The sequence below is a fragment of the uncultured Porphyromonas sp. genome (genome assembly GCF_938039215.1).
In the GTDB taxonomy this organism is placed as follows: domain Bacteria; phylum Bacteroidota; class Bacteroidia; order Bacteroidales; family Porphyromonadaceae; genus Porphyromonas.
In genome coordinates this window covers 1-13,569 of the sequence record NZ_CALHVI010000030.1, presented here as the reverse complement: position 1 = coordinate 13,569, position 13,569 = coordinate 1, and the positions used below count along the sequence as shown (strand labels likewise).

The 13,569-nt window shown below is 54.1% G+C and carries 13 protein-coding genes; all 13 read right to left on the bottom strand.

Annotated elements, in window-relative coordinates; translation table 11 throughout:
- Positions 1–19 precede the first annotated feature (19 nt).
- Positions 20–601, bottom strand: a complete 582-nt coding sequence (locus tag Q0336_RS03945; RefSeq protein ID WP_298525936.1) for a Maf family nucleotide pyrophosphatase — start codon at positions 599–601, stop codon at positions 20–22.
- A 25-nt stretch (positions 602–626) separates the two neighbouring features.
- Positions 627–1,148, bottom strand: a complete 522-nt coding sequence (locus tag Q0336_RS03940) for an HAD hydrolase family protein (protein WP_298525934.1) — start codon at positions 1,146–1,148, stop codon at positions 627–629.
- A gap of 428 nt (positions 1,149–1,576) precedes the next feature.
- Positions 1,577–1,960, bottom strand: coding sequence for a DUF1573 domain-containing protein (locus tag Q0336_RS03935; protein WP_298525932.1), 384 nt, complete (start codon positions 1,958–1,960; stop codon positions 1,577–1,579).
- A gap of 89 nt (positions 1,961–2,049) precedes the next feature.
- On the bottom strand, positions 2,050–2,760 hold the full coding sequence (locus tag Q0336_RS03930) for a porin family protein (protein ID WP_298525930.1): 711 nt from the start codon (positions 2,758–2,760) through the stop codon (positions 2,050–2,052).
- Between the two features lie 45 nt (positions 2,761–2,805).
- Positions 2,806–3,387: a sigma-70 family RNA polymerase sigma factor gene (locus Q0336_RS03925; RefSeq protein WP_298525928.1), complete on the bottom strand. Its 582-nt coding sequence runs from the start codon at positions 3,385–3,387 to the stop codon at positions 2,806–2,808.
- A gap of 227 nt (positions 3,388–3,614) precedes the next feature.
- On the bottom strand, positions 3,615–4,550 hold the full coding sequence (locus tag Q0336_RS03920; RefSeq protein WP_298525926.1) for an EamA family transporter: 936 nt from the start codon (positions 4,548–4,550) through the stop codon (positions 3,615–3,617).
- Between the two features lie 336 nt (positions 4,551–4,886).
- A complete protein-coding gene (locus tag Q0336_RS03915; RefSeq protein WP_298525924.1) occupies positions 4,887–6,653 on the bottom strand; it encodes a thiol-activated cytolysin family protein in 1,767 nt (588 codons plus the stop codon).
- A 506-nt stretch (positions 6,654–7,159) separates the two neighbouring features.
- The gene (locus Q0336_RS03910) at positions 7,160–7,957 is read right to left on the bottom strand and encodes a transporter substrate-binding domain-containing protein (protein WP_298525923.1); all 798 of its coding nucleotides are present in this window, start codon (positions 7,955–7,957) and stop codon (positions 7,160–7,162) included.
- A 26-nt stretch (positions 7,958–7,983) separates the two neighbouring features.
- Positions 7,984–10,056 carry a putative porin gene (locus Q0336_RS03905; RefSeq protein WP_298525921.1) on the bottom strand — a complete coding sequence of 691 codons (2,073 nt, stop codon included), beginning with the start codon at positions 10,054–10,056 and terminating at the stop codon, positions 7,984–7,986.
- 42 nt (positions 10,057–10,098) lie between these two features.
- The gene (locus Q0336_RS03900) at positions 10,099–11,097 is read right to left on the bottom strand and encodes a cation diffusion facilitator family transporter (RefSeq protein WP_298525919.1); all 999 of its coding nucleotides are present in this window, start codon (positions 11,095–11,097) and stop codon (positions 10,099–10,101) included.
- A 415-nt stretch (positions 11,098–11,512) separates the two neighbouring features.
- Positions 11,513–11,809 carry a DUF4834 family protein gene (locus Q0336_RS03895; RefSeq protein ID WP_298525918.1) on the bottom strand — a complete coding sequence of 99 codons (297 nt, stop codon included), beginning with the start codon at positions 11,807–11,809 and terminating at the stop codon, positions 11,513–11,515.
- Positions 11,810–11,874: 65 nt separating this feature from the next.
- A complete protein-coding gene (pssA, locus tag Q0336_RS03890; protein WP_298525916.1) occupies positions 11,875–12,573 on the bottom strand; it encodes a CDP-diacylglycerol--serine O-phosphatidyltransferase in 699 nt (232 codons plus the stop codon).
- Positions 12,574–12,603: 30 nt separating this feature from the next.
- Positions 12,604–13,257 carry a phosphatidylserine decarboxylase family protein gene (locus Q0336_RS03885; protein WP_298525914.1) on the bottom strand — a complete coding sequence of 218 codons (654 nt, stop codon included), beginning with the start codon at positions 13,255–13,257 and terminating at the stop codon, positions 12,604–12,606.
- Between the last annotated feature and the right edge of the window lie 312 nt (positions 13,258–13,569).

The following is a 13,569-nucleotide window of genomic DNA, read 5'->3' as shown; positions in this document are numbered from 1 at the left end:
TTTATGTAGTATATCTGTTTTAGAATGCTCTGAGGTACTGACCGACCAGATGGACAGGAAGTCCCATGACGGTATAGAAGGAGCCTTCGATCCGCCGAATAGCCCGATAGCCTATCCATTCCTGGATCCCATAGGCTCCAGCTTTATCAAGCGGATGGTAGTGGCGGACATAGTAATCAATCTCTTCGTCCGCTAGAGGAAGGAATTCCACCGTAGCAGTGTCGGAGAAGCTCTCCATACGCTCGGTGGTCGTGAGCGTCACGCCTGTCGTGACCGAATGTGCTCGCCCACTGAGCAGACGAAGCATTGCTCGTGCTTCTTCTTCGCTCTGGGGCTTCCCTAGGACTTGGTCTTCGATGAAGACCAGGGTATCTGCCGTGATCAGCAGGGTCTGATCATCGAGCATTGGCCGGTAGGATTCGGCCTTATGTTGAGCTATGTAGAGCGGGATCTCTTCGGGACGAAGAGTAGCAGGATAAGACTCATCCACTCCCTCAAGGAGGACCTGCTCAAAGGGCAAGTCCAGCCCCTTAAGAAGCTCCACTCGGCGGGGCGACTGTGAGCCTAGGATGATGCGATACTTACTGAGGTGCTGCCACATAGACGGATAAGAGGAGGGAGGTGTGCTACCAGCCAAAGCCTGCTGAGAGCGACCAATGGCCATTAGCACGCAGGGTCTGCTCGATGACATCTCTGACGACACCATAGCCTCCGTCGCAGAGGGAGATATAGGTAGCTATACTCTTCACCTCGGGAGCGGCATCGGCAGGTGCACAGGGCAGAGCCACGAGCTTCATGATCGGAATATCTGGGATATCATCCCCGATATAAGCGATCTCTTCGGGACGGAGACCTGACTCACGACAGAGGATCTCAAGCTGAGCAGCCTTGTCGGAGACACGCATGTAGATATGGGCAGCTCCCAGCTGGCGAAAGCGCTGTGTCATAGCTTCACTCGCTCCGCCAGAGATAATGGCCAAGGTATAGCCTTGCTTGACTGCATACTGCATCGCATAGCCGTCCTTGACATTGACAGTACGCATAGGCATGCCATCGGGGCCAATGGGGCTGACCGTAGCACTCACCACGCCATCCATATCGAGGACAAAAGCACGGATTTGGGAGAGGTCAAAGGGGATACTGCTCATATTTCCTTAAAAGATTTACAATACAAAGGTACAATCAATTACGCAGACTTCCTTATTATTTTAGGAAAAGGCTAGCACCTTGGCTGAGAGAAAGGCAGCACCCCTACGAGAATAAAGCGAACACCCCTCTGAAGACAAAAGAAGCACCTAGCCTAAGATAAAAGGAGAGCTAGCCTAGGGAAGAGGAAGCCCCCCATACAAAAATTGGGGTAGCACCCTGTCGAGGACAAGAGAAGCTCCTATCCGAAAACAAGGGAAGTACCTACGCAAGAATAAGAGCAGCATCAATTCAAGAATAAGGGAGATAGCTGCTCAAGGATAAGAGAGCCACTTATATAAAAAGAGAGAAGTCACCCCAGCGTCTTAGCTGAGATGACTTCTCGTTCTTGAGTATTCTAAGTGAGCTCCCGAAGGGTAGCTCCTTGCACTTATTCTACCTTTCCCTTGATACGCAGGGTGAAGGCGCCATCACGGCCATTGCTGTAGACCGCCACGTTCTTGAAGAAGGGGCCAGGGCGTCCTGCGGGGTTGAAGGTGACGATGATACGACCTTCCTTCCCTGGAGCGATGGGCTCCTGACTATACTCTGGTGTCGTGCAAGCGCAAGGGGTGGCCACACGGGTTATCACGAGGGGCGCATCCCCAATGTTCTTGATGACGAAGGTATGAGAGACCTTTCCATTTGCCTCCTTGATCACCCCGAAGTCAAACTCAGGAGCGGGAGAACTGATGACTGCACCCTTACTATTCTGTGCGATGACGAAGCCCACACAGAGCAGGAGTGCACCCAATATCCAACCTAATCTTTTCATACTATTCTTTCTTTAAATTCTCGCCCTTCAGAGCGAACCATTCTACACAAAGATAGGCAAAAGTCTCTAAAGCACAGGGAATGGGGGCTCTACTCAAAGCTCAGAGAGAGGAGGATCATCCGTGTCGATGCCGACTGTAGCGCTTCGGTGAAGCGTATGCGCCTATCCCCTTGGAGGTCGGGGCGGTCGGTCTCGAGGACGTTCCCTAGCCCGTAGTGGAAGGAGAGCTGAGGGGAAAGCTTGAAGAAGGAGAAGTAAATATCACACCCCGCCCCGATACTCAGCCCATAATCTAGAGGCTTGAGGCGAAGGAGCTTATCCTTTCCCGAGAAGGAAAGGGAGGCATAGGGACCTGCCGAGATATACGGACGATAGTTGCCCCAGCGGATAGCTCCCCACTTGAGTTCCAATGGGAGCTGGAGGTAGTTCGTGCGCACGTTCATCTCTTGGACGCTCTTCGTCCCGTCGGTATAAGCTACTGGGACATCGCCTATATGAAGCGTAGGCATAAGGCGGAGCTCTAGGTTAGGCACGAGCACCCATCCCCCTACGAGCCCCACGCTGAAGCTGGGGTGATACTCGGGGGTATCAGCCCAGAGCTGTCCTCCCTCGATATTCGTTCGGCCCGAATTGGTAAGCCGAAGGTCTTCGGCATGAAGGCCAAAGCGGAAGCCTAGGTAGTAGCGCCGAAGGTCGAGGTAAGGCTGACGCTGCACCGCCCCCTCCTGCGCCCTAAGGGCAAGGGGAAGGAAGCATAAGAGGAGCGTGAGAGCTCCGAGCGTCAAGCGTCTGAGGGTCATGAATACTTTACTTGGATAGGGAGGCTGGCGAGCGGTAGCGGCGAACTACTGACGCACATGGCGACGCAGGTGCTGTAGGGCATAGCGCATACGACCGAGTGCCGTATTGATGCTGACACCTGTCTCTTCGGCGATTTCCTTGAAGCTCTTCTCTTCCCAGTAGCGCAGGCGCACGACCTGCTGCTGCTCTTCGGAGAGCATGCTGATACCTTCGCCTAGTTCATCGACATATTCGCCCATGATCAGACGCTCCTCGGCAGTGGCCTCTGGAGAAGGGATCTGGATCGTGAGAAGTAGATCTTCTCCGGAAGCCCCTTCGATCGTCTGCTCTTGGCCACGAGCACGCTGACGGCGGAAGTGGTCCATGATTAGGTTGTGGGCGATGCGCCCGATCCAGCTTCTGAACTTGCCCTCGGCCGTATAGCGTCCTTGGCGGATCGTCATCATGACCTTAATAAAGGTATCCTGGAAGATATCCTCTACGAGATCTTCGTCCGTGACCCAATAGCGGATCGTCGTATGTACATAGGCATCGTAGCGCAGAAGAAGCGTATCGAAGGCTTCGTTCGTACCTAGAGAGTAGAGGTCGACCAGCTGGTCGTCGCTCATGCTTTCATATCGTCTCATTGTCGTCTTATGTATTAGGCTAATCCTACCCTATCCCTACGGCTGAGATCACGGGCCGAAGCTGGGGAAGGTGGGCTAGCGATAGACTTACATTTTGTAGATATGTATAGCTTACTCGATAGGCGACTTTGTTTACACTACGTTAATATGAATCTTTATGGTAAGGTCGAGCGATGAGACCCAACTCTTGGCTACAAATTAAGAGATATGTTTTGACTTTGCCAAATCTATTGTCGTGTAATCGACCTTTTAGAGAGTCGGCGCAGTCGATCTGCGATATTCTTATCGAGGAGTGGGGAGAGGACAATGATCGTGACCGAAAGGAGGATCAAGAGGATCCCCAGAGCCATCGGTCCCGTCACTTCTTCGCCGAAGACTACGACCCCGATGACGATTGCCGTCAGTGGCTCCATCGCCCCCAGCACCGAGGTGAGCGTCGAGCCGATACTCTTGACTGCTCGCACAAGTGCTAGGTTGGAGACCAGCGTAGGCAGGAAGGCCAGAAGCAAGAGGTCCGTCAGTGCTCGACCACTAGGTATCATCTGTAGCCCTCCGCTCAGACTTGTGTCTAGGAGGAAGAAGAGGGCACTGAAGATAAGGACGTAGAGGGTGAGCTTAAGGTTGTTCGACTCACGGACACGGCGCACATTATTCATCGTCACCAGATAAGCCGCATAGGAGAGCCCCGAGAGCAGAACCAGAAGGATCCCGACGAACGAGGCCGAAGAAGAGCCACCACTCTCCTTGAGCGAAAGGAGCGCTACCCCCGAGAGACCAAGGATAATCGCCAGTATCGTGAAGGGCGAAGGCCGCTGCTTGAAGACTAAGGCCATGATCAAGGTTACCCCGACGGGATAGAGGAAGTGCAGGGTCGTAGCCATACCGCTGGACATCGTCCCATAGGCTTGGAAGAGCAGTGACGCTGAGCCGTAGTAGAAGAAGCCAAGGAAGGCAAACCAAAGGAGTTCTTTCAGGTTCGTGCGGAAGGCGATCTTCCGTACCTGCATCAGCACCGCCACCAGCACCGAGGCGAAGAGCATCCGATAGCACAGGATGCTATTAGTCGTCAGACCTTCGCTCATGACGGGGAGTGTGAAGAGCGGGAGGAGCCCAAATGTCGAGGAGGCGGTCATCCCGAAAAGGAAACCCTTGAACTTATTCATCTACGTCGTATATATACAGTGCTCAGATCGGGGATAATCTGCGCTTCTGACAAAGGTACGGATAATATGTATCGGGGGCTCCTACTCCCCGCTTCCAGAGGGCGTTTCGGGAGCGTCAAAAAACGACCCACGGTAGGTCGCCGAAAAAACCTACTGTGGGTCGTCTCGACGACCTACCGTGCATCGGTACGCCGACCTACCGTGGATCGCAAAGGCGATGCACCGTAGGTCGTTTTTTCACACCTCTGTGGTGGCTGGCTAAAGGGCATAAAACGAGCCTTCCCCGCCCTGCTCTCGGCAAGGCGGGGAAGGCTGTAAGCGATTAGGGAAGATCCCCTATTCGATGAGTCTGTTATCGACAAAGAAGGAGAAGTTCGCTCGTATATCCAAGGTGAGCCCTTCGAAGGTGCGTGTCGTCGTAAGCGTGTGGAAAGCGTCGCCTCCCATATTTGCTCCGTCGACGAGGGGCTTCCACTGGCGATTTGCCTCGTCGTAGCGGAAGGTACGCTTCAGGGTCACCCGCTGGGGGCTCTGACCTACTCGCCCACCATTTCGATTGTAAGCTTCGGGGCGAATCTCGAGATCTACGATGAGGGTAGCCAGGTTGTAATGGTTCTTACCAAAGACATCACAGTCTAAGGAGGCATTCTTATTAGCTACCAGATAGGATGTGCTACGTAGGCCCGCTTGAGGTCTCTCGTCTTGTGATCTAAACAATAAGGGCTCCGTCGTATCCGAATGTTCTGTGCTTGCATATTTGACCGATGCGTCGGTAACTTTAACCTGCCCTCTAGTTGATGCAATCCACATTCCCTTAGTGCTGGTTTCCACCACGACATCCTTTAGGGAAATAGCTACGTTATTGTTCTTTCTTCTTGGGATGAAAGATACCTTATCGTAGGAATAGCTTAGGCTATTAGACATACGCACGGGCAAGGCTTCATGGAGGTGTTTAATAGAGAAAGAGATGGGCTCCCCTATGTTCTTAGATGAAGGCTGTGCTCTTTCCTTGAGTAGCGTGAAGACCTTTTCTGGGGAAATCACAGCACCCTGACTACCGTTAGCACTACTACCCAGCTCCAGCATCCTGACTTGACTCTTGCTGATCACTGTGCTCTTTGCTACAGGTAGCCCAGCTTGGAAATCCTTAAACCTAGAAGAGAGGACACCAAGGAGTGCACTAGCACTTTCGCTACTCTCGTAGAGAAAGTAGTAGGCACGCCCATAAGTTACCGAAGACACGTAGCAGATAGGGTTTCCAGCTCCTATGTAGGGGGCTAAATCAGCTTGTTCAATCGTAGATTTGAAAGTGCCCTTACCCCCACCTTCAGGATCTTCATAGCCAAGGGTGTAGAAGCGCTGATATAGCTTCACAAGGACATGAGCCTTCTTCTTATCAAAACCCGAAGAGAGGAAGGTCTTGAGCTTCTCTCCACTCTTGTCGAGGTCGATTCCACTAGCGATCATCGCTTCCTCGGGGCTGTGTACGACCTGTAGCGAGTAGGAAGTGCTCGCTGGGGCACCACTCTCCAGCCAGTGACGAACGAGCCTAGATTGTGCTTGGCTCACCTCATTCTCACGCATCTCTTGGATCTCTTCATACCAGAGGCCTTCTCCGCCACTACCTACAGACAGAACACCTGAAACAGTCTGCAGACTAATACGTCCAGACTGGCGCTTTGTGATATAGGGAATAGCTGTAGGTGCACCCTTACCTCGGATTGATTTCCCCTGGATGAAGCACCCAGGCCACACGACGCTAGGCCACGAATCGAGCACAACGAAGTCTCCAGAACGAGAGGTTCGTTCGTAGCGCATTGTCTGAGTGACTCTATCGCAGTCCGTCCTACTCCCGGCATGCTCCATCTCATGCCTTAAGGCTGGCACTGATGTTGGTGAGCCAATAGCTTTAGCTGTCAGCTTATCTTCGGCAGCTTCAGCGACGTGGCCAGCGGAGCGCAGGAGTTGCTCCACTTCTTGGATGTTCTTAGGGTCTTTGTTGTCCGGTGTAGGGGTGGGGATACCTCCCCCGTTGGAGGATTCTCCGCAGGATGCGAAGCAGAGTCCAGCCACGAGGGTAAAGGCAAAAACAGTCTTCTTCATACGATGGGTGAGTTTCCCGCAAATGTAGCACCGACGTGCCTCATCTGCAAATGGGTTTCTACGAGACTAACGTAGCATTTCGGCAGGAACGTACGAAAGAGAAGGTAGAGCGAACGACATTTACTTAGGCAGAGAGATTGGAGGCTTACATCGGGGTAGATGGAGCCCGTTTCTCTCGTACGTGGTAAGGGACACTTTCAACGACGTTCTTCTCCTTCCTCTGAGGCAAAAGAAGACGCATCCAGAGCCCGCTTGCAGAGGGCGTTTCGGGAGGGTCAAAAAACGACCCACGGTAGGTCGCCGAAAAAACCTACTGTGGGTCGCCTCGACGACCTACCGTGCATCGGTCAGGCGACCTACCGTGGATCGCAAAGGCGATGCACCGTAGGTCGTTTTTACACCCTTCTGAGGAAAGCCTAAAAGCAGGGCGCTCCCTACTCCTTGGACGAGTAGAGAGCGCCTTGTCCCGATGCGGGGAAATGAGGGGAGGAAGGTGGTGCTTAACCTTAGCGCACAGCTCCCCAGACGAGGAGGCTATCCCGTAGCGCTTGCGAACTTCGACGCATGAGCCAAGCCGTGCGCACGGAATAGCTCAAGGGAAGGGTGCAATCCAGCTCGGGGAAGATGCGAGCAAAGCGCTTCGCCTCGGGCGAGGTACACACCGTGTAGCTGATCGATCCCGCAGCGACCTGCATGGCCAGTTGCTCCGCCGCATAGACGGTGTCTATCTGCACGTGTAGGCTATCTCCGATCTCTTCACCTAGATGCTCTAGGAAGAGGCGAAGCGGAGAAGCCTTCGGGAGGGTAATGGAGCGACCTGCGAGCTCGACCTGCTGGGAGATGTGGTTCGTGCTATCCGAGCGGCGCTGTACGAGATAAATCGGTCCCGAGGTCTGCTCGGCAAAGAGCATGAAGAGCGTCGTATCGACCTCTGAGGTATGTGTCAGCGGGCGGGCTACTAGATCCGCTTCTCCCGAAGCGAGCTTCTTCAGTGCTTCATCCCAACGATTCTCTAGGATGACTTCTACCCGTAGGCCACTTCTCGACTGCAGATGCTGCGCTAGTTCGTAGATCGAGCCCGTGAGGCGACCTCCCTGGACTTCGCCCCCTTCGCCATAGGCGGCGAGCAGGCGAAGGATACCCTCCTTACGCACCTCTGGATAATCCCTTCGGACAACCTCCAAGCCAGAGGCACTCCGATCACTTCCCCTACCCTGCTGGCGGAGATAGAGCATGAGCCCGATAGCCAAGATTAGGGCAAGAGTATAGCCCACAAGGCGAACATTCAGACGGAACTTCGGCATAGCTAGCGAAGGAAAGGAATGAGGAACTAATTATTGAGGTCTACGACCACGCCTGCAGCTAGGTGCATGGGGTTGTAGGGGTACTTGTACATGGAGAGACGCTCGTTGGCCATGAGCGCTTCACCGACATTGTACATCTGGAGGAAGAAGCGAGCACGCTTGAGACGGAAGTTGGCATAGGCGATGAGTAGCGGAGCTTCTCCCCCGACATTGCCCTCGGTCTGCAGGGCGAACTGCTGGTTCGTCGGCAGGTAATAGGGAGCCTTGTAAGCCGTGTGCCAATAGCCCTTCACCCCAAGATCGACACGCATGACCTTAGCTATGAGGAAGCGCAGATAGACATCGGCCGCAGCCGTGATCAAGGGGAGGGGAAGTACCGAAGTATTCGAGCTCTGCTGGTAGGCGGCTTCGAGCTCCCAGTTGAGAGGGCCCGTAGAGCCCATCTGACGAGCTCTGAAGGAGAGGACCTGCATCAGATCTGTATGCTGCTGTGTCTCGCCCTTGGAGTCGAAGTAGATATAGTTCTGCAAGCTCGCTGTGCGTGCCTCTAGGCTCGTGCCCCAAGAGGCTAGGTGGACCTTCCCCCCGAGCTCTACACGACGGGTAAACTTCAGATCCTTGTCCCACCAGCCATAGGTGCCGTGGTGATGCGCTGCGAAGTAGGAGGGGCGAGCATTGTCCACATAGGCATCTGCCTCCAGAGCAAAGCGCTTGCGGAAGAGGCGGAAGGCCGTACGAATATCCCCCTCCAGCTTGAAGGCTCCGAGATCATCGCCTAGGATGCCCAGCTCACCACGAGCGGAGAAATTCAGCCCCGTACCTTCACGGCGCTCGATGAGCCCACCGATGAAGGTCGAGCTAAGAGCTACGTCCTTCGCATAGCGATGCGTGGTTCTGTCGGGGAGCGTTGCCCAGCGATTCTCGTGGCGGAGATAGGCGGAGAGTCCGAACTTCACCCAAGGGCGGAAGCCTTCCATCAGCGAGAGGGCTACGGTATTCTGCAGCGTCACGAGCTGTGCCGTGTCATTGGGCAGGGTGTAGCTCTCCTCCGTCCCATCCGACTGCTTACGCTTATGGGTGATCGTCGGCGTACCGAAGACGGTGCCCCAAAGCTCATTCTGCGTATGGGAGAAGAAGCGCCTACGCTGCTTGTTGTAGTACGTGGTGAGGGAGATCGCTCCGACAGGGACGAAGTAAGTGGAGTCTTGGCTCACGAGCATCCCTTCGGCATCAGACGATGGAGCCTGCTTGCGAGGGGCAGTCCGATAGCTACCTAGGCGATAGGAATGTGCTAAGTAGCCGTGGCCCGAGCGGACACGGTTCGTTAGGTTACCGGAATTGATCAAGACGGGCACATCTCGGGAGCCCACCTTGGTTCGGCTGTTGGTGTAGCGTTCGGGATTGTAGATATAATCGGCATTAGTGATCCCGCCATTCTCTTCCTGTTTGTAGTAATCGTTCGCTACATAGGCATAGAGCTCATAGCGATCGCCTCGGTAGGAAGCAAAGACCCGATAGCGGGCATCCTTGCTACGTGCTTGGGTATAGAATCCCCCGATATTCTGATAGTCGAAGTTAGCCCCCACATTGAGGCTCTTCCCGAGGTTTACCCCGAAGTCTCCTGCTACGACATCGGCACTCTCATTGGTCTGGAAGTTGCGCTGGTAGCGTACGAAGGTGAAGGGTGTCTTCGTATCGTAGAAGCGTACCGCCTCGGGCGTGTACAGCATCCGATGGTAGCCATCCAGATAGAAGAAGTCACTGACTCGGCGGGGACGATCGAAGAAGAGCTTCGCCTGCCACACGTGGTTGAGGTTCCCTTGGTAGGACACGCCCAGCGAGCGAAACTCGGGGGAGATGTACTCAAAGGTATAGTGCGTGAGCGTGTCGGGCATCTCCACACGCACAGCACGAGCCACGTCGGGGATCATCTTGTAGGCACGGAGCTTGTCGCCACGAACCATCTTGATCTCGTCGGGGATCTCCTGCACTTCCTCTACACGATAGGGATCGAAGGGAGTACGTCGAGGCTCTTGGGCGAAGGCTGATGCCCAACTCAGGAATAAAAGAAGGAGGGATAGGGAGGTTCTTATCTTCATCTAATGGAAATAGGCGGAGCGATGGGGCTGAGGTAGGAGCGACTAGCAGTTCTCCATACCGCAGCTACAGCCATGCGGGTCGAGCTCGATGGTGATATGTCCGAGGGCATACTCACCTGCGATCTGGCGGACTGTCGCCTTGAGATCGGCAAGGGCTTGAGGGGTCATCTGGACGCTGCAGTCGTAGACGATATGGAGCGAAGCGATATGCTGCTCCCCATTGAGCGTCCAGATATGCAGGTCGTGCATGGAGAGGACTCCAGGGAGCGCCTCTACCTCACGGCTGAAGGCCTCCAGATCGACCTCCACAGGGACTCCCTGCAGGAGGATGAGGAAGTTGTCTCGGAGATTGAAGTAGACATTGTAGAGGATCCAAGCGGTGATCCCGAGCGAGAGCAGGGGGTCAAGGATCTTGAAGCTGGGGAAGAAGTACATCACGACGCTGACGATGAGCACAGCGATCCATCCTAGCACGTCCTCCATGAGGTGCAGGCGCATGGAGCGCTCATTGAGCGAAGTCCCTCCACTCATACGCCAAGCAGCAAAGCCATTGATCAAGAGGCCGAAGATCGCTAGGATAAACATCCCTCCCGCATGAGGGTCACCAGGCTCGATGATCCGCTCGATCGACTCCTTGATGACGAAGAAGGATCCCACGAGGAGGATCGTCGAGATCAGCAGAGAGCCAAGGAGGGAGAAGCGCTTGTATCCATAGCTAAAGTGGCGATCTCGTCCCTTCTTGGAGAGACGCTCTAGATACCAAGCTACCCCTAGGGAGCAGGAGTCTCCGAGGTCATGGAGCGAGTCGGAGAGGATGGCGACACTACCCGTGTACAGCCCCCCGATGAGCTCGATGATGGCGAAGAAGAGGTTCAGCAGGAAGGCAATGAGGATATTGCCCTCTGCATGGTGGTGATGGTGATGATGGTGGCCATGACCATGGCTATGGCCATGCACATGGGCATGGGAGTGTCCCCCAGAGCACTTCTCCCCATGGAGATGCTCGTGGTGCTCATGATGCTCTGTGTCGTGAGGTATCATAGGGCTTGCTCTTTGTCTTACTTATATGATCATATACGACTAGTTGTACAAAAGTACAAACTATTCACCTTATCCTATCCGCCAGAGCTACTACTTAGGCTTCTAGGGGGCACTTACCGAAGCCTTGCTAGCCCTTCGGAGCGAGCCCTACCCAGACCCTCAAAAAGCGACCTACGGTAGGTCGCTCCGAAAACCTACTGTGGGTCGCCTCGACGACCTACCGTGCATCGGTACGCCGACCTACCGTAGGTTTTATTTAGGGCTCTCCTAGATCTCCCTCCACACCTTGGCCTAGCCCGCTTCCCATCAGCAAAGGAGAGGGCTACCCTTCCTCCCAGCGCTCCAGACAAAAAGAGAGGAGGACTAAGCTCATGCTTAGCCCTCCTCTTAGATGGGGAAGTAAAGGGATGCTCCGCTATTCCTCGGGGAGCTCCTCGAAGTCTACATAGTCATCGCTGGAGGAGCGATCGAACTTGCGAGCCTCGATATTGTCTAGCCGTTGCTTCTGTCGCTCTTCGGTCGAAGCCGAAGCCTCACGATCGGACTCAGGAGCTCTTTGTCCCCCTCGAGGATCATAGTACTGCGACTGCCCTGCAGCCTCTGACATACGGCGCTGGACACGCTGGAGGAGCTTAACGAATAACCACGTCTGGATGCGAGGCCAGAAGAAGAAGAGGATCACTAGGATCAGAAGAAATATCAAGAGGCTCATACAGTCTTTTCTATTCTAAGGGATATATACTGATCCCGTATCAAAGAGCGTGCCAACAGCTTCTCTTAGGCCTTCTGTCCCTTAGGCTCAGGTAGCAGAGAGAGGATGAGGTAGATGATGATCGTCAAGCTACATCCGAACCATCCCTGCAGGAGGACTGCCACAATAGCAAAGGCCACAAGGAAGAGCTGTCGCCACAGAGCGGAGAGCGGAGCCTTGGAGAGCTTGAAGGAGAACATCGGCAGCTCGCTCACCATCAGCAGGGAGAGGATGACCGTCAGCACCAGATAGGTGATGAGCGTAGGCAGGGCACCTATTGAGAGGGCGAACGAAGGGAGCGCAGCCGAAGCTCCCAGCCAGAAGAGGGCATTGGAGGGGACGGGTAGCCCGAGGAAGGACGTAGACTGACGAGTATCGTTATTGAACTTCGCCAGACGAAGTGCAGCGAAGGCTACGATGAGGAAGACCCCGTAGTTCAGTACATTATTTGGGTCGATCTGATACAGACCGTAGTAGACGAGACCGGCAGGCGCTAGGCCAAAGCTCACCACATCAGCCAGTGAGTCTAGATCCTTACCGATGGCAGAGGCTACCCCTAGGAGTCGAGCCACAAGCCCATCGAAGAAGTCAAAGACAGCGGAGAGCACGATCAGCCAAGCGGCTATATCGGGACGACCCTCATGGAGCGTGAAGACCAAAGCCAACGAGCCCGAGAGGAGGTTCCCACAGGTCAGCATATTAGGGATATGCTTCTTGATACTCATTGCAAGAGAGAATATAATAAGGAATAAAGCTTAGCGAGGTAGCGTGGCGATGTCGGTGATGTTCCCCTTGACATGCTGTCCGACCTTGACATGCACCTGAGTACCGAGAGGGAGATAGAGGTCCACACGAGAGCCGAACTTGATGAAGCCTAGGTTCTCATTGATACCCACACGACTTCCTACCTCGGGATAGGTGACGATACGACGGGCGATAGCACCTGCTACCTGACGAACGAGGATCTGATCCCCTCCCTCAGAGCGGATGATGACCGAAGAGCGCTCATTGTCCGTACTGCTCTTAGGAAGGTGAGCCGAGAGGAAGCGACCATCGTTGTGCGATACATGCTCGACGATCCCATTACAAGGGATCCAATTCACATGCATATCGAAGACGCTCATGAAGATCGACACCTGCAGGCAGCGGCAGCCTAGCAGCTCCGTCTCCTCCGTCTCCTCGACGACGACGACACGACCATCTGCAGGACAAACGATCTCGAGATCGCCCGTCGAATGCTTGCGAGGCTCATAGCGGAAGAAATTCAGTACACCGATGTAGAAGAGTACTGAGAGTACAACGGAAACGAGGCTAAAGGCCCCACCAAAAAGAGCAATAAAGGCATTGATCCCTATGAGGATGATCGCAAAGCTAATGAGAGGGCCTCGCCCTTCTTTATGGAGTAACATAGTCAATAATTTATTTGATTGCTCGCATTGGCAAGATTTGTGCAAAGATAAGCAAATTGGCTATAATCTTCGGTATTATACGACTGATCACACCATAATTAGAGGCAGGAAGAGGCAAACTCAAGGCAGAAGAGGTCACTATCGGGAAGCTTGACCGATCCAGCGAGGGAATCCCCTGCGACTCCGAGAGCTTCATACTCAATCCACCAAAGGCGATCAGAAGACGATCTAGTCACCCCCAATTTCATTCCTTCCTCTACCCCTCAAAAAAACCTACTGTGGGTCGTCGAAGCGACCTACCGTGGGTCGCTT